At 68.4% G+C, this 15,375-nt stretch carries 14 protein-coding genes and 1 tRNA gene; 6 read left to right on the top strand and 9 right to left on the bottom strand.

The annotated features are described in order from the left end of the window. Window positions 1–40: 40 nt before the first annotated feature. Window positions 41–1,444 (bottom strand): PLP-dependent aminotransferase family protein, encoded by a 1,404-nt coding sequence (locus BQ2383_RS17350; RefSeq protein ID WP_091036798.1) that lies wholly within the window; start codon window positions 1,442–1,444, stop codon window positions 41–43. Window positions 1,445–1,539: 95 nt separating this feature from the next. Here BQ2383_RS17350 and BQ2383_RS17345 point away from each other — a divergent pair, with 95 nt between their 5' ends. Next, window positions 1,540–2,205: a YczE/YyaS/YitT family protein gene (locus BQ2383_RS17345; RefSeq protein WP_091036795.1), complete on the top strand. Its 666-nt coding sequence runs from the start codon at window positions 1,540–1,542 to the stop codon at window positions 2,203–2,205. Window positions 2,206–2,282: 77 nt separating this feature from the next. Here BQ2383_RS17345 and BQ2383_RS17340 read toward each other — a convergent pair whose 3' ends face one another. The 6 genes from BQ2383_RS17340 to aceE all read right to left on the bottom strand — a co-directional run bounded on the left by BQ2383_RS17340 (window position 2,283) and on the right by aceE (window position 9,900). Next, entirely contained in the window at window positions 2,283–3,521 is a 1,239-nt protein-coding gene (locus BQ2383_RS17340) for a beta-ketoacyl-[acyl-carrier-protein] synthase family protein (RefSeq protein WP_091036792.1), read from the bottom strand. Between the two features lie 94 nt (window positions 3,522–3,615). After that, the gene (locus BQ2383_RS17335; protein ID WP_017830435.1) at window positions 3,616–3,864 is read right to left on the bottom strand and encodes an acyl carrier protein; all 249 of its coding nucleotides are present in this window, start codon (window positions 3,862–3,864) and stop codon (window positions 3,616–3,618) included. Between the two features lie 68 nt (window positions 3,865–3,932). Continuing rightward, window positions 3,933–4,934, bottom strand: coding sequence for a beta-ketoacyl-ACP synthase III (locus BQ2383_RS17330; RefSeq protein WP_091036787.1), 1,002 nt, complete (start codon window positions 4,932–4,934; stop codon window positions 3,933–3,935). Continuing rightward, complete coding sequence (locus BQ2383_RS17325) at window positions 4,931–5,851, bottom strand: ACP S-malonyltransferase (RefSeq protein ID WP_091036784.1); 921 nt, start codon at window positions 5,849–5,851, stop codon at window positions 4,931–4,933. The genes BQ2383_RS17330 and BQ2383_RS17325 overlap by 4 nt, the downstream gene beginning before the upstream one ends. A 94-nt stretch (window positions 5,852–5,945) precedes the next feature. Then, window positions 5,946–7,142 carry a PucR family transcriptional regulator gene (locus BQ2383_RS17320; RefSeq protein ID WP_029261788.1) on the bottom strand — a complete coding sequence of 399 codons (1,197 nt, stop codon included), beginning with the start codon at window positions 7,140–7,142 and terminating at the stop codon, window positions 5,946–5,948. Between the two features lie 31 nt (window positions 7,143–7,173). Next, window positions 7,174–9,900, bottom strand: coding sequence for a pyruvate dehydrogenase (acetyl-transferring), homodimeric type (aceE, locus tag BQ2383_RS17315; RefSeq protein ID WP_091036781.1), 2,727 nt, complete (start codon window positions 9,898–9,900; stop codon window positions 7,174–7,176). A 154-nt stretch (window positions 9,901–10,054) separates the two neighbouring features. Here aceE and BQ2383_RS17310 point away from each other — a divergent pair. The 4 genes from BQ2383_RS17310 to BQ2383_RS17295 all read left to right on the top strand — a co-directional run bounded on the left by BQ2383_RS17310 (window position 10,055) and on the right by BQ2383_RS17295 (window position 12,775). Further along, window positions 10,055–10,127: transfer RNA gene (locus tag BQ2383_RS17310), tRNA-Val, on the top strand. 50 nt (window positions 10,128–10,177) lie between these two features. Continuing rightward, a complete protein-coding gene (locus tag BQ2383_RS17305) occupies window positions 10,178–10,735 on the top strand; it encodes a dihydrofolate reductase family protein (protein WP_091036779.1) in 558 nt (185 codons plus the stop codon). A gap of 143 nt (window positions 10,736–10,878) precedes the next feature. Then, complete coding sequence (locus tag BQ2383_RS17300; protein ID WP_091036776.1) at window positions 10,879–11,766, top strand: TIGR01777 family oxidoreductase; 888 nt, start codon at window positions 10,879–10,881, stop codon at window positions 11,764–11,766. A gap of 55 nt (window positions 11,767–11,821) precedes the next feature. After that, window positions 11,822–12,775 carry an L-lactate dehydrogenase gene (locus tag BQ2383_RS17295; RefSeq protein ID WP_091036774.1) on the top strand — a complete coding sequence of 318 codons (954 nt, stop codon included), beginning with the start codon at window positions 11,822–11,824 and terminating at the stop codon, window positions 12,773–12,775. Window positions 12,776–12,812: 37 nt separating this feature from the next. On the opposite strand, the gene BQ2383_RS17290 is transcribed toward BQ2383_RS17295, so the two are convergent. Beyond that, a complete protein-coding gene (locus BQ2383_RS17290) occupies window positions 12,813–13,577 on the bottom strand; it encodes an SDR family oxidoreductase (RefSeq protein WP_091036770.1) in 765 nt (254 codons plus the stop codon). Window positions 13,578–13,677: 100 nt separating this feature from the next. Here BQ2383_RS17290 and BQ2383_RS17285 point away from each other — a divergent pair, with 100 nt between their 5' ends. Continuing rightward, complete coding sequence (locus BQ2383_RS17285) at window positions 13,678–14,514, top strand: helix-turn-helix transcriptional regulator (protein WP_091036768.1); 837 nt, start codon at window positions 13,678–13,680, stop codon at window positions 14,512–14,514. Between the two features lie 11 nt (window positions 14,515–14,525). On the opposite strand, the gene BQ2383_RS17280 is transcribed toward BQ2383_RS17285, so the two are convergent. Next, complete coding sequence (locus tag BQ2383_RS17280) at window positions 14,526–15,365, bottom strand: aldo/keto reductase (RefSeq protein WP_091036764.1); 840 nt, start codon at window positions 15,363–15,365, stop codon at window positions 14,526–14,528. Window positions 15,366–15,375 lie beyond the last annotated feature (10 nt).

Raw genomic sequence — 15,375 nt, 5'->3', positions numbered from 1 at the left:
AACGAGGCGGGGTCCTCGTCGTGCAGAGGTGGCCCGCCGGTCAGATGACCGCGGTGTGCTGCAGCTCGTGGGTGCGCGAGTGCGCGCCGCCGCGCACGTCTTCCCAGGCGAGAGCCAGTCGTTGCATGGCCTCGGTCGTCCGCTCCGGCGGGAGGGTGATGGGGATGCGCAGGCGACGTTCGAGCACGCCGCCGGTCGTGAAGCGGGGGCCCGGCGGCAAGACGAGACCTTGCTCTCTCGCAGCCAGGGAGAGCGAGGTAGAGAGCGGCGCCCCGATGTCGATCCAGGCCGAGAGGCCGCCGGGCGTAAACGGCATCCGGAACCCGGCGATCCCTGAGACGCCGCGCTCGACCGCGTCGCGCCCGGCGCGCAACCTGCGGCGAACATGAGACGTCAACGCCGGCATGTCGTCCAACAGCTCCACGGCGATGCACTGCTCCAGCAGGGCGGTGCCCAACTCGAAGGAGGGGCGCACGGCGAGCAGTCGCGCGATCACCGAGCGCTCCGCGCGGATCCAGCCGATGCGCATACCGCCCCAGGCGATCTTCGACATCGATCCGACGGTGATGACATTCGGTCCGCTCGCAGCCATCGGTGCAGGCGCCCATCCGCGATCGATGTCGAGTTCTGCGGTCGTCTCGTCGACGATGAGGTGGGTGCCGACGTTCCGAGCCGTCGTCACGATCCGCGAGCGCTCGTCATCGGGCAGCGTCGCGCCGGTCGGGTTGTGGAAGTCGGGGATGAGGTAGGCGACGTGCGGACGCGTCCCGAGAAGCGTCTCGTTCAGATGCCGGGTGTCCCAGCCGTCGACGTCGACGGGCGTGGGCACCAGTCGGTATCCGTGCCGGTGCAGCGCTTCGAGCGCGTGGGGGAACGTCGGCTGCTCGACCAGTGCCTTCTCGCCGCGACGTCCGATGGCCGTGAGGATCAGGTTCACGGCGTTGAGCGCCCCCGACGTGATGATGATCTCGTCGGCGGAGGTCGGCGCCCCGCGATCGCGGAACCGCTGGGCGACGGCTTCACGGAGCTCAGGGAGCCCGCGGAGCGAATACCCGCTCGTGCCGCGCAAGGCCGCGAGACGGGGAAGGGAGCGGACTGTCGCGTCGTACAGGCCGGGTGTCGAATCCATCGAGGCGATCGAGAGGTCGATGGCGTCGTCGTCGGCGTCCGCGCCCGCAGCGGTGCGACCGTGCGGCAGCGTGACCCGGGTGCTTCCTCCGTGCAGGCGGGAGACGTAGCCGTCGGCCTCCAGCAGGCCGTAGGTGCGGGTGATCGTCGAGCGCGATCGGCGCAGTTCGAGCGCGAGTGCCCGCTCACTCGGCAGACGCTCGCCGACCGTGAGGCGGCCGTCGAGGATCAGCGCCCTGATGCGGTCGGCGAGCGCCGTCGCCGCGGTGCCTGCGACGTTATCCGCTCCGAGCTGTTCGACGAGCCGTGATCCCATGCCTCCAGCATGGCGCAAAGTGGTCTGATATGTGCAGGCCACTTTGCGGCGAGTGGCTTCGCATCGGACCGTGGTCCACGGGCCAGAGTAGGAGGATGTTCCTCCGTTCTCTGTTCCTCCCCATAGCCGCCACCAGCCGGCGTGACCTCGTCGAGCGGCTCGTGCAGCTTCTCGTCGGCCTGTTCCTCTACGGTGTGGCGCTCGGCTTCATGGTGCGAGGCGGCATCGGTGTGGCGCCGTGGGATGTTCTGGCGTTGGGCCTGGCGCGGCAGACAGGCGTCGGATACGGGGCCATGACCGTGCTCGTCTCGATCGTCGTGCTGCTGCTGTGGATCCCGCTGCGTCAGCGGGTGGGGCTCGGCACGGTGCTGAACGCGCTCCTGGTCGGGCCGAGCGCCGATCTTGCGCTCTTCCTGATCCCGCAGCCCTCTTCGGTGTGGATCGGTGCCCCCATGTTCGTCTTCGGGCTCCTGCTCCTCGCCTTCGCTACGGGCCTCTACATCGCTGCTGACTTCGGGCCGGGGCCGCGCGATGGCCTGATGACGGGGCTGGTCCGCCGCACCGGATGGGCGGTGTGGCTCGTCCGCACCCTGATCGAGGGAAGTGTGCTGCTCGTCGGCTTCCTCCTCGGCGGCCCGGTGGGCGTCGGAACGGTGCTCTTCGCCTTCGGAGTCGGTCCGCTGATCGGGTGGTTCCTGCCCCGTATCACCCGCATCCGTGAAGCCCGTTCGCGTCAGCTCGGCGCGCTGCGCACCGCCTGATCGGCACCGGACTCCGGTCCTGTTGCGCGAAGAGAGGCCCTCGGAATCCCGAGGGCCTCTCTTCGTGTTCTGCAGTGTCAGTCGGCGCTGGCGACGACCAGCACGGCGTTGTGTCCGCCGAAGCCGAACGAGTTGCTGATGGCGATCTGCGGACCGTCGCCGAGCGGCGTGGCCTCGCCGGAAAGGCGGAACGGAACCGCCGGGTCGGGCTCGGTCATGTTGATGGTCGGCGGAGCGACGCGATCACGCAGCGCGAGAAGCGAGAAGATCGCCTCGAGTGCCCCCGTGCCACCGAGCAGGTGTCCGGTGGAGGCCTTCGTCGCCGACACGGGGATCTCGTCGATCCGGTCACCGAAGACCTTCTTGAGCGCGACGTACTCGTTGGGGTCGCCGACCGGGGTCGACGTCGCGTGCGCGTTGATGTGCGTGACCTGGTCGGCGGTCACGCCGGCCTCTTCGAGCGCCTGCGTGACCGCCCGCGCCGCGCCGTTGCCCTCGGGGTCGTTTCCCGTGATGTGGTACGCATCGGCCGTGACTCCGCCGCCGAGCACGTAGCCGTAGATCTTGGCGCCGCGTGCCTTGGCGTGCTCCTCGGTCTCGAGGATCAGTGCGGCAGCGCCCTCGCCCATGACGAACCCGTCACGGTCGATGGCCCCGGGGCGGGAGGCGTGGGCAGGATCGTCGTTGCGACGCGACAGCGCCTGCGCCGACGCGAACGAGGCCATCGTGATCGGGTGGATCGCAGACTCGGTGCCACCGGCGATCACGACGTCCGCAAGGCCGTCCTGCAGGTGGTGGAAAGCGTGGATGATCGACTCGGTGCTGGAGGCGCACGCACTGACGACGGTCTGTGCGTAGGCGCGGGCCTCGAACTGCAGCGAGAGGTTGCCCGCCGCGGCGTTCGGCATGAGCATCGGAACCGTGAGCGGCATGACGCGTCGCGGGCCCTTCTCGCGGAGCGTGTCCCAGGCGTCCAGGAGGGTCCAGAGGCCACCGATGCCGGTGGCGAAGTCGATGCCGAGCCGCTCGGGCGCGACCTCGGGGGAGCCGGCGTCGGCCCACGCCTCGCGGGCTGCGATGAGGGCGAACTGCGACGACGGATCGAGGCGCTTGGCCTCGTGGCGGGGGAGCACCTCTTCCGGGCGCACGATCGCCTCGGCGGCGAACGTGACGGGCAGCTCGTACTGCTGAACCCAGTCGTGTTCGAGCGTGCGGGTGCCGGACATTCCGGCCAGCAGGTTCGTCCAGTTCTCCGGGGCCGTGCCGCCGATGGCGGACGTGGCGCCGATGCCGGTGACGACGATGCGCTTGGTCATGGGGTGTGGTTCCTTGTCGAACGTCGAAGGGGGTGAGAGGGCAGGGCGGAGGATGCCACTCCCCGCGAGATGCGGGGGTGGCATCCTGCCGGGATTACTCCTGGCCCGCGACGATGAAGCTGACGGCGTCGCCGACGGTCTTCAGGTTCTTGACCTCGTCGTCGGGGATGGTGACGCCGAACTTCTCCTCGGCGTTGACGACGATCGTCATCATCGAGATGGAGTCGATGTCGAGGTCATCGGTGAACGACTTCTCGAGGGCGACCTCGGAGGCGTTGATGCCGGTCTCGTCGGTGATGAGCTCTGCGAGGCCTGCGAGGACCTCATCGTTGGTGAAAGCCATGTGGTCTTCCTCTTTCTTACGGGTTGTATTCGGAACCGTGGAACAGTCTAGAGAAGGTCAGCGCATTCTCAGGGAAGGACGACGACCTGTGCGGCGAACACGAGTCCGGCGCCGAAGCCGATCTGGAGGGCGAGACCGCCCGAGAGCTCGGGGTGCTCGGCCATCAGACGGTGGCTCGCCAGGGGGATCGACGCCGCCGAGGTGTTGCCCGTGGTCTCGATGTCGCGGGCGATCACCGTGGTCTCCGGCAGCTTCAGCTGCTTCGCGAACTCATCGATGATGCGCATGTTCGCCTGGTGCGGGATGAATGCGGCGATGTCGGCGGGCTCGACGCCGGCCCGGTCGAGCGCCTCGCGCGCGACCTTGGCCATCTCCCACACGGCCCAGCGGAAGACCGTCTGGCCCTCCTGGCGCAGGGTCGGCCACGGCACCACGCCGTCGCGGAAGTCGGTCAGCGTGCCGTTCATGCCCACCGCTTCGGCCTTCGAGCCGTCGGAGCCCCAGACAGCGGGGGCGATGCCCGGCGTGTCGCTCGGGCCGATCAGTGCGGCACCCGCGCCGTCGCCGAGGAGGAAGGAGATGCTGCGGTCGGTCGGGTCGACGACGTCGGACAGCTTCTCGGTGCCGATGACCAGGGCATAGCGGGCTGCCCCCGCCTTGATCAGCGCGTCGGCCTGGGCGATCGCATAGGCGTAACCGGCGCAGGCCGCGTTGATGTCATATGCGGCGGCCGGATTCGCACCGACGCGGTCGGCGACGATGGCGGAGACCGAGGGGGTCTGCTTCGGGTTGCTGATGGTCGCGACGATCACCAGGTCGACCTGATCGGCAGGCACGCCCGACTTCTCGATGGCCTCGGCTGCGGCCGTGGTGGCGAGGTCGATGGCGTCGGTGCTCTTGTCGGCACGGGCACGGGTGATGATGCCGGTGCGCTGGCGGATCCACTCGTCGCTGGAGTCGATCGGCCCGATCAGGTCTTCGTTCGGTACGGCGTTCTCACCGCGGGCGGCACCGTACGAGTAGATGCGCGTGTAGGCGGGGCCGGTGACCTGGGCGAGGGTGACGCTCATGCGGCTTCTCCGTTCAGCAGCGCGACGGCTGCATCGAGGTCTTCGGGGGTCTTCACAGCAACGTTCGGCACGCCACGGAGGCCGCGCTTGGCGAGACCGACCAGGGCGCCAGCGGGCGCGAGTTCGATCACACCGGTGACGCCGGCGTCCGAGAACGACTGCATGCACAGGTCCCAGCGCACGGGGGAGGAGACCTGGTCGACGAGGTAGTTGAGCGCCTGTGCGCCGTCGGCAACGGCAGAGCCGTCACGATTGGTCCACAGCGTGATGTCGGGGTTCGCGGGCGTGACATCGGCGACCGCATCGCGGAGGGCCGAGACGGCCGAGGCCATGTAGCGGGTGTGGAACGCGCCGGCGACCTGGAGGGGGATCACGCGCGTGCCCTTGAGGGGCTCCTCGGCGAGAGCGGCGAGGGCGGGAAGCGCGCCGGCGACCACGATCTGTCCGCCGCCGTTGTAGTTCGCGGGGGCGAGGGCGAGGTCGGCGAGTCGTGCGAGGAGGGCTTCCTCATCGCCACCGAGAACCGCGCTCATGCCGGTCTGCTCCTGCGCTGCGGCATCGGCCATCGCGCGACCGCGGATGCCGACGAGGCGCATGCCGGTCTCGGCGTCGATCACATCGCTGCCGACGAGCGCGGCGATCTCACCCACCGAGTGACCCGCGATTCCGTCGGCGCGGCGGCCCGCCTTCTGCACCAGCGCGTCACCGGCGATCAGGGAGGCCGCGACGATCAGCGGCTGCGCGATACGCGTGTCGCGGATCGTGTCGGCATCCGACGTCGTGCCGTGTTCGCGGAGATCGACCTGTGCGGCATCCGAGTACGCGGCGAGGCGCTCGGCCACTCCGTCGAGCTCGAGCCAAGGAGTGAGGAAACCGGGGGTCTGCGAGCCCTGACCTGGGCATACGACGACAATCACCCACCCAGTCTGCCAACGATTGCGGCAGAGCGGTGGATGATCCATCACAAGATTGCGAGAAACCCTTGTGTGTGGCGTACAGATCGGCCGGGTATCAGCGCTGCTGTCGCCGAAGCGGGGCTCGTCGCCTCACCTGCTCGGCCGTGCCGATGGAGCCGAGGATCAGCGCGGTCTGCAGGATGAGCGCCTCGCGGGGACCGGTGGCATCCCACCCGATGACCTCGCTCACGCGCTTGAGCCGGTAGCGCACGGTGTTCGGGTGCACGAAGAGCTCGCGGGCCGTCGCCTCGAGGGAGCGCCCGTTGTCGAGGTAGCTCCAGAGCGTCGTGACCAGGTCGGTGGAGTGCGCCTGCAGGGGACGGAAGATGCGCTCGATCAGCGTCTGCTTCGCGAGCGGGTCTCCGGCGAGGGCTCGTTCCGGGAGCAGGTCGTCGGCTTCGACCGGCCGGGGAGCGCTGCGCCAGGCACGGGCGACGGCGAAGCCGGCCAGGGCTGCCCGCGCGCTCTGGCTCGCGTCGACCAGCGCCGCGACAGCGGGCCCGAGTACGACATAACCCGGTCCGAACGACGGCTCGAGCCGGGTCGCGATCTCCTGGAACCCCAGCTCCTCTTCTTCCCCTTCAGCTCCTTCAGCGCGTGCGCGCCCGAGGACGAGGACGAGACGAGAACCCTGAACGCCGATGAGCACGTCGACGGCGAGCTTTCTGGCCGTTCGGCGGACGAGGTCCACGTCGAACTGCGGGGGCGTGGTGCCGACCAGGACGGCGACCTCGCCGTGGCCGTGCCAGCCGAGTGCCGCGATCCGGCTCGGGAGCTCTTCGTCAGCTTCGCCGGTGAGGATCGAGTCGACGACGAGGGCTTCGAGGCGCGCATCCCAGAGGCCTCGGGCCTCCGCAGCTCTGGCGTACACATCCGCCGCCGCGAAGGCGACGTCGCGCGAGTACAACAGGATCGCCTCGCGGAGATCGTTCCCCCGACCGGCGACGCGTTCCTCGGTGACCTCGACGGTCACGCGGATGAGCTGCAGGGTCTGCTGGAGGCTGACGCTGCGCAGCAGCTCACGCGGTGCCGCGGCGAAGATGTCCGCCGCGATCCACGGCGTGGAGTTGGGGTCTTCGTACCACTGGATGAACGACGTGATTCCCGCCTGGGCCACCAGCCCGACCGCGGAGCGGCGGGCTGGTGGCATGTCGGCGTACCACGGGAGGGTGTCCTCCAGGCGCTTGATCGTCACCGAGGCGATGTCACCGGAGATCCGGCGCAGCCAGGTGAGCGTCGCGGCCTTGTCCATGCCGGAAGGAGAAGAACCTGTCACTGAGGGCTCAGCTTTCGCCACCCGCGTTGCCGCTGGTGCCGGCGTTCACGTCGTGCAGACGGTACTTCTCGATCGCCTGCGCCGCGAGCGAGCGGTCGACCTTGCCGTCTTCAGCGAGCGACTGCAGCGTGCGGACGACGATCGACGGGCCGTCGATCTTGAAGAAGCGACGAGCGGCTGCACGGGTGTCCGAGAAGCCGAAGCCGTCGGCGCCGAGCGTGGCGAAGCGGTTCGGCACCCACGGACGGATCTGGTCCTGCACAGCGTGCATGAAGTCGCTGACCGCGACGACAGGTCCTTCGGAGCCCTGCAGCTTCTCGGTGAGATACGCGGTGCGGGGCTCCGCCTCGGGGTGCAGGAAGTTGTGCTCGTCAGCGGCGAGGCCGTCGCGGCGCAGCTCGGTCCAGGAGGTGACCGACCAGACGTCGGCGATCACGCCCCAGTCGTTCTTCAGCAGCTCCTGGGCCTCGAGAGCCCAGGGGAGTCCGACACCCGATGCGAACAGCTGCGCACGGGGGCCGTCGCCCTCGCCGACGGAGATGCGGTGGATGCCGCGGACGATGCCGTCCACGTCCACGTTCTCCGGCTCGGCGGGCATCACGATCGGCTCGTTGTAGAGCGTGATGTAGTACATCACGTTCGGGTCCTCGTGGTTGCCGCCGTACATGCGCTCGAGACCGGAGCGCACGATGTGCGCGATCTCGTAGCCGTAGGCCGGGTCGTACGAGATCGTCGCCGGGTTGGTGGCGGCGAGCAGATGCGAGTGGCCATCGGCGTGCTGGAGGCCTTCACCTGTGAGGGTGGTGCGACCGGCGGTGGCGCCCATGATGAAGCCGCGGGCCATCTGGTCTCCGGCAGCCCACTGGGCGTCGCCCGTGCGCTGGAAGCCGAACATCGAGTAGAAGATGTAGACCGGGATGAGTGGCTCGCCGTGCGTGGCGTAGGAGGTTCCGGCGGCGGTGAAGGCCGCGAGTGCGCCGGCCTCGTTGATGCCGACGTGCACGATCTGGCCCTGCGGGCTCTCCTTGTAGGCGAGGAGCAGCTCACGGTCCACCGACGTGTAGTGCTGGCCGTTCGGGTTGTAGATCTTCGCCGAGGGGAAGTACGCGTCCATGCCGAACGTGCGCGCCTCGTCCGGGATGATCGGCACGATGCGGTGGCCGAAGTCCTTCGAACGCAGCAGGTCCTTGAGCAGACGGACGAAAGCCATGGTGGTGGCGATCTCCTGCGTGCCGGAACCCTTCTTGGGAAGCGCGTACGCAGTGTCGTCCGGCAGCGACAGCCCGACGTGCGTCGAGCGGCGCTCCGGAAGGAAGCCACCGAGCGCATTGCGGCGCTCGAGCATGTACTGGATCGTCTCGTCCTGGGGTCCCGGGTTGTAGTACGGGGGCAGGTACGGGTTCTCTTCGAGCTGCGCGTCCGTGATCGGGATGTGCATCGCGTCGCGGAACGTCTTGAGGTTGTCCAGCGTCATCTTCTTCATCTGGTGGGTCGCGTTGCGGCCCTCGAAGTGCGGACCGAGGCCGTAGCCCTTGACGGTCTTCGCGAGGATGACGGTGGGCTTGCCCTTATGCTCGGTCGCTGCCTTGAACGCGGCGTAGACCTTGCGGTAGTCGTGGCCACCGCGCTTGAGGTTCCAGATGTCGTCGTCGGAGTAGTCCTTGACGAGGGCGGCGGCGCGCTCGTCGCGGCCGAAGAAGTGCTCGCGGATGTACGCGCCGGACTCGGCCTTGTACGTCTGGTAGTCACCGTCGGGGGTGACGTTCATCAGGTTGAGCAGAGCGCCCTCGGTGTCGCGGGCGAGCAGGTCGTCCCACTCACGACCCCAGACGACCTTGATGACGTTCCAGCCGGCGCCGCGGAAGAACGACTCCAGCTCCTGGACGATCTTGCCGTTGCCGCGCACAGGGCCGTCGAGGCGCTGCAGGTTGCAGTTGACGATGAAGGTCAGGTTGTCGAGGCCCTCGTTGGCGGCGACCTGCAGCTGGCCGCGGCTCTCGACCTCGTCCATCTCGCCGTCGCCGAGGAACGCCCAGACGTGCGACTGGGACGTGTCCTTGATGCCACGGTTCTCGAGGTACTTGTTCGACATCGCCTGGTAGATCGCGTTGATCGGGCCGAGACCCATCGACACGGTCGGGAACTGCCAGTACTCCGGCATCAGGCGCGGGTGCGGGTAGGAGGGGATGCCGTGCGGCGCGTGCGACTTCTCCTGGCGGAAGCCGTCGAGCTGGTCCTCGCTCAGGCGTCCTTCGAGGAAGGAGCGGGCGTAAGTGCCGGGGGAGGCGTGACCCTGGATGAAGATCTGGTCGGCGCCGCCCGGGTTGTCGGCACCCTTGAAGAAGTGGTTGAAGCCGACTTCGTAGAGAGCCGCCGACGAGGCGTAGGTCGAGATGTGACCGCCGACACCGATGCCGGGGCGCTGTGCGCGGTGCACCGTGATCGCGGCGTTCCACCGGATCCAGGCGCGGTAGCGGCGCTCGATCTCCTCGTCACCGGGGAACTCGGGCTCGTTCTCGGAGGCGATCGTGTTGATGTAGTCCGTCGTCGGGACCATCGGCACGCCCAGGTGCAGCTCCTTCGAGCGCTTGAGCAGGCTGAGCATGATCTCGCGGCCTCGGCCGTGGCCCTTGGCATCGACCAGCTCGTCGAGGGACTGCTGCCACTCGCCGGTCTCCTCCGGATCGCTGTCGAGTGGGCCCTGGGAATAAGGATCCTGGTCGTGCACGGTCACGGGGCGAACCTTTCGTCAAGCTGGCAGGTCATGCCAAGGAAACGGGAAGCGACACGGGCAGCCTTGTCAGCTGTGCACAACGCGCGCCGCAATCAGCCTATCCCTCTTCTACGACACGGGTGCGCATCGGGTGGCCGATACACTGGGTGCACCAGGGCCTTTAGCTCAGCTGGTAGAGCGCCACGTTTACACCGTGGATGTCGTCGGTTCGATCCCGGCAGGGCCCACACCACCTCGAACCCTGGCGGTCGCCGCGTCGCAGTCCTATGCTCCCCGCATGGGACTCCTGACCTTCAGCATCAATGTCACCCTCGACGGCTGCGTCGACCATCGGGAGGGCATCGCCGATGACGAGACCCATCCCCTCTTCACTCAGCTCATGGATGATGCCGGCGCGATGCTCTGGGGGCGCACGACCTACGAAATGATGGAGAGCGCGTGGCCGGCGGTCGCCCGCGGAGAAGTGGAGGCGGACTCCACGATGCGGGAATGGGCGGTCAAGCTCGACGCCAAGCCGAAGTACGTGGTGTCGTCCACCCGCGAGGACTTCCCCTGGGCGAACAGCCACCGCATCGCCGGAGACCTGCGCGAGGGCGTGCAGAAGCTCAAGGACGAGACACCGGCGGGGGTGCTGCTCGGCAGCATCTCTCTGGCCGCGGAACTCGACCGGCTCGACCTCATCGACGAGTACTGGTTCCTCGTCCAGCCCCGCATCGCCGGTCACGGACCGACCCTCTATCGGAGCGGGCTGCCGAGCACGCGACGGCTCGAGCTGATCTCGGCGACGCCGCTCCGGAACGGAGCTATCTGGACGCACTACCGACGCGCCGATTGACGGCGACAGGCGGGGAAGGAATCGATGACCGGACCTACCCTTCGCGAGCCATCGGCTCAAGGCCCGCAGCTCCTCGAGCCTTGAGCGCGTACCCTCGGATCCACAGCAAGACTCGATGATCGAGGGACGGGGAGTTCTCACACATGGCGCAACGCATCGTCATCAGCGGGGCATCGGGGCTGATCGGTTCAGCCCTCGCGTCATCACTCCGCGCCGACGGCGTCGAGGTGACCGCTCTCGTCCGCCGGCCTCCGCGGTCAGACGACGAGGCGCAGTGGGAGCCGGGGGAGCGCGCGCTCGATCCGGATGTTCTCGCCGGAGCCGATGCCATCGTCGCGCTGGGCGGCGCCAGCGTCGGGCGACTGCCATGGACGAAGAGGTACCGTCGCGAGCTGACCGACTCTCGTCTGCAGGCGACGCGGACGATCACGACCGCTCTGCGTTCTCTGCGCTCCGAGGCGCCCGCCCTCGTCTCGGCGTCCGCTGTCGGCTACTACGGGTCCGTTCCCGGCGAGGTGCTCACGGAGGATTCCACGGCCGGACAGACATTCCTGGCCGACCTCACCGTGCGCTGGGAGGCCGAGGCGCGCCAGGCCGAGGACCACACCAGGGTCGCGCTGCTGCGCACGGCGCCCGTCATCCACCGGCGCGGAGTGCTCAAGCCGCTCATCCAGCTGACCCGGTTCGGCGTCTCCGGCCCGCTCGGTCGCGGCACGCAGATCTGGCCGTGGATCTCGCTCGATGACGAGGTGGCGGCGATCCGTCACGTGTTGGACCAGAAGATCGCCGGTCCCGTCAATCTGACGGGGCCCACTCCTGCCTCCTCGAACGACATCGGCCGTGCCCTCGCGGCCCGGATGCACCGTCCGTTCTGGCTGCCGGTGCCGACCTGGGCACTCCGGTTCGCACTCGGTGATGCGGCGGAGTCTCTGCTGCTCCCGGATGCGGACGTGCGCCCTCAGGTGCTGGAGCGCACGGGGTTCCGGTTCACACACGCCACCGCGGCCGCCGCCGTGGATGCCGCGCTCTGAGATCTCCCGGCGTCACCCCTCCCGGATCGGCACCCGGCACTGCAAGACTGAGCGCATGGAGATCATCGAGAACTCGAAGCTCACGGTCGTCGGTGCGGGAAGCGTGGGATCGAGCGTCGCCTACGCGGCGCTGATCCGCGGGTCGGCCCGACATGTCGCGCTGTACGACATCGCGACCGAGAAGGTGGAGGCCGAGGTGCTCGACCTCGCCCACGGGACACAGTTCACCGGTTCGAGCGACATCGTCGGCGGCAGCGACATCTCGGTGGCCGCGGGGTCGCATGTCGTGGTGATCACCGCCGGAGCGAAGCAGAAGCCGGGTCAGACCCGCATCGAACTCGCCGAGGTGAACGCCGGCATCATCCGCCGCATGATGCCGGATCTGCTCGAGGTCGCCCCGAACGCTGTCTACGTGATCGTGACCAATCCGTGCGATGTGCTCACCGTGATCGCGCAAGAGGAGACGGGGCTTCCGCCGGAGCGTATCTTCGCCTCCGGAACCGTGCTCGACACGTCCCGGCTGCGCTGGAAGCTAGGGGAGCGCGCCGGAGTCTCGACCGCCAGTGTGCACGCATACATCGTCGGCGAGCACGGCGATACGGAGTTCCCGCTGTGGTCGCGGGCGACGATCGGCACGGTGCCGATCCTGGAGTGGGAGACGCCGGGGCACCCGCGATTCACCCTCGACGAGCTGCAGGAGATCGCGGTCGACGTACGCGACGCCGCGTACAAGGTCATCCTGGGCAAGGGCGCGACCAACTACGCGATCGGTCTGTCCAGCGCGCGGATCGTCGAGGCGATCCTGAGCGACGAGCACGCCGTGATGCCCGTCAGCACCGTGCTGCGCGACTTCCATGGCCTCGACGGAGTCGCCCTGTCGGTCCCGTCGATCGTGAGCGCGAAGGGCGCCGTCCCCATCCGGAACACCTCGTTCTCGAGCGAGGAGCTCGCGCTGCTGCGTCAGTCGGCTGAGGCGCTCACGGCCGCGGCGGCGTCGCTGCGTCCCTGAGCGGGGAGCCGGAGCGGATCCGACACCCCGCGTCGGATCACCGCCCGTGCGGGTCCGTGCGGTTCAGCGTGGCGACGACCTGGTTGTAATCTCCACGCGCTTCGCCGTAGCGGAGGAACTTCACGCGCTCGACCTGGATCTCCGTGGCATCCGGCCGGGACTCGATCAGTGCCGTCACCTCGTCGATGAACTCGTCGAGCGGCATCGCTGCCTCGTTGTCCTCGTGACCCGGCATGAGCGGCGTACGGACCGCCGGCGGCTCCAACTCGAGAACCGAGACGCTCGTCCCCGCCAGCTGCAGGCGCAGCGATTCGCTGAGCATGTGGATCGCGGCCTTGCTCGCGTTGTAGGTGGGCGTCACTCGGAGGGGCGCGAAGGCGAGCCCGGAAGAGACCGTCATGATCGTCGCGTCCGACTGCGCACGCAGATGGTCGATGAATGCGGCGATGAGGCGGATCGGCCCGAGGATGTTCGTGGTGACGGTCTCTTCCGCCGTGGTGAGGAAGCCCGAAGGCGTCGTCCAGTCCTCGGTGCGCATGACCCCGGCCATCGTGATGAGGACGTTCAACTCGGGGTGCTCGGTGATCACCGTGCGCGACGCGTCGTCGATGCTTGCCGCATCCGTCGTGTCGATCCGAACCGTGTGGATGCCGGGGTGCTCCTCGGCGATTGAGGTGAGACGGTCCTGCCGGCGCCCGCCCACGATGACAGTATTGCCGCGTTCGTGCAGGCGCAGAGCGAGAGCGAGGCCGATGCCGCTGGTCGCGCCGGGGATGAAGATGGTGTTTCCGCTGATGTTCATGTTCCCAGCCTCGGCGCCGCACGGCTGGTGCTTCAGAGAGCGGTCATCCAGGGATCAGCGGTCCCTGGAATGTGCGGCGACGCCGGTGGATACTTCAGGAGTGGATCGTGATGCATTGGCCGAGTTCCTGCTCCGTCGAAGGGAGTCCCTGACCCCTGCGGATGTGGGGCTCTCGGCGGGCGCCCGTCGGCGTACGACAGGGCTGCGCCGCGAGGAGGTGGCCCAGCTGGCGACCATGTCGACGGACTACTACACGCGCCTCGAACAGCGGCGGGGTCCGCAACCCAGCGTGCAGATCCTCGCCTCGCTCGCCCGTGCGCTGCGGCTCACCGAGGACGAACGCGACTACCTGTTCCGCCTCTGCGGACACAGCGCTCCCGACCGTGCGCACGTGACCGACTACGTGCGCCCCGGCATCCTCCGCGTGCTCGACCGGTTGCACGACACCCCCGCCTTCGTCGTCTCGCTCTTCGACGAGGTGCTCGTGCAGAACGACGCCTCCCGCGCGCTCGTGGGCGACGCGAGTTCACTCACCGGTCTCGACCGCAGCGGCATCTACCGGTGGTTCGCTTATCCCGACGACGAGCGGCGTCGGTATCGCGAGGCCGACCACCCGCGACAGGCTCGTGCACTCGTCGGGTCCCTTCGTGCGGCCCACGGTGTGATGGGGGCGCGTTCACGGGCGGGCGAGATCGTCGCAGAACTCACTGCTCGGAGCCCGGAATTCGTCGAGCTGTGGGATGCGCACGAGGTGAGCCGCAGGTTCGAGCAGCACAAGGTCATGGTGCACCCCGAGCTCGGCGAGATCGAGGTCGACTGTCAGGCGCTCTTCACCGAAGACGAGTCGCAGGCGTTGATCGTGCTCACGGCCGCGCCAGGCAGCGAAGCGGCGAGCAAGCTCGAGTTCCTGCGGGTGTTGGGGACGCAGAACGTCTGATCAGACGCTAGTCAGGACTCCTCGTGGGTCCTCGGGTCGCCGTCGAACAGCCGGCCGTCGGGGCGTCCGAGTGCGGTGATCGCAGAGACCTCGGCATCGTCGAGCACGATCTCGGCCGCCGCGAGGTTCGCCTCCTGGTGCTCCCGGGACGACGCCTTCGGGATCGATACCGTGCCGCGGGCGACGTGCCACGCGAGGACGGTCTGCGCCGGGGTCGCGCCGTGCGCGGTCGCGACCTCATGGATCACCGCTTCGTCGAGCAGCTCCTTGGCGCGCCCCAGAGGGCTCCAGGCCTCGGTGAGGATGCCGTGCTCGCGGTGGTAAGCGAGCTGCTCCTCCTGCGGAAAGTACGGGTGAACCTCGATCTGGTTGACGACGGGACGCACACCGGTCTCGCGCTCGATGCGCTCCAGGTGCTCCGGGAGGAAGTTCGAGACGCCGATCTGTCGGACGATTCCGCGCGCCTGCGCGTCGACCAGCGCTGCCCATGCCTGGACGTATTCGTCCTGGCTCGGGTTGGGCCAGTGGATGAGGTGCAGGTCCGTCGCGTCGAGCCCGAGGCGCGAGCGGCTCTCCTCGATGCTGGTGCGCGCCTTCGCAGACGCGTGGTGGCGTCCGGGCAGCTTCGTGGTGACGATGATCTCCGAGCGATCGACGTCGGACGCGGCGACGCCTCGGCCGACGGATCCCTCGTTCTCGTAGTTGAAGGCCGTATCGATGAGTCGGTAGCCCGCTCCGATGCCCCCGGCGACGGCATCCGCTCCGGCATCGCCGTTGAGCGCATACGTGCCGAGCCCGATCGCCGGGAGGGCGAAGCCGTTGTGGGCGGTGAAGGTGGGGACAGTGGTCATCGTGACTCCT

The sequence above is a fragment of the Microbacterium oxydans genome (assembly GCF_900095745.1).
In the GTDB taxonomy this organism is placed as follows: domain Bacteria; phylum Actinomycetota; class Actinomycetes; order Actinomycetales; family Microbacteriaceae; genus Microbacterium; species Microbacterium oxydans_B.
The sequence above is the reverse complement of the archived record's forward strand: the minus strand, read 5'-3'. Positions and strand labels throughout refer to the sequence as shown.

What these genes read in the sequence shown, in the direction of transcription:
- BQ2383_RS17300 (WP_091036776.1), top strand. Translation starts at nt 10,879, where the DNA reads ATGGCGCAACGCATCGTCATCAGCGGGGCATCGGGGCTGATCGGTTCA.
- BQ2383_RS17305 (WP_091036779.1), top strand. Translation starts at nt 10,178, where the DNA reads ATGGGACTCCTGACCTTCAGCATCAATGTCACCCTCGACGGCTGCGTC.
- BQ2383_RS17340 (WP_091036792.1), bottom strand. Translation starts at nt 3,521, where the DNA reads ATGACCAAGCGCATCGTCGTCACCGGCATCGGCGCCACGTCCGCCATC.
- BQ2383_RS17330 (WP_091036787.1), bottom strand. Translation starts at nt 4,934, where the DNA reads ATGAGCGTCACCCTCGCCCAGGTCACCGGCCCCGCCTACACGCGCATC.
- BQ2383_RS17280 (WP_091036764.1), bottom strand. Translation starts at nt 15,365, where the DNA reads ATGACCACTGTCCCCACCTTCACCGCCCACAACGGCTTCGCCCTCCCG.
- BQ2383_RS17345 (WP_091036795.1), top strand. Translation starts at nt 1,540, where the DNA reads ATGTTCCTCCGTTCTCTGTTCCTCCCCATAGCCGCCACCAGCCGGCGT.
- BQ2383_RS17320 (WP_029261788.1), bottom strand. Translation starts at nt 7,142, where the DNA reads ATGGACAAGGCCGCGACGCTCACCTGGCTGCGCCGGATCTCCGGTGAC.
- BQ2383_RS17290 (WP_091036770.1), bottom strand. Translation starts at nt 13,577, where the DNA reads ATGAACATCAGCGGAAACACCATCTTCATCCCCGGCGCGACCAGCGGC.
- BQ2383_RS17350 (WP_091036798.1), bottom strand. Translation starts at nt 1,444, where the DNA reads ATGGGATCACGGCTCGTCGAACAGCTCGGAGCGGATAACGTCGCAGGC.
- BQ2383_RS17335 (WP_017830435.1), bottom strand. Translation starts at nt 3,864, where the DNA reads ATGGCTTTCACCAACGATGAGGTCCTCGCAGGCCTCGCAGAGCTCATC.
- BQ2383_RS17295 (WP_091036774.1), top strand. Translation starts at nt 11,822, where the DNA reads ATGGAGATCATCGAGAACTCGAAGCTCACGGTCGTCGGTGCGGGAAGC.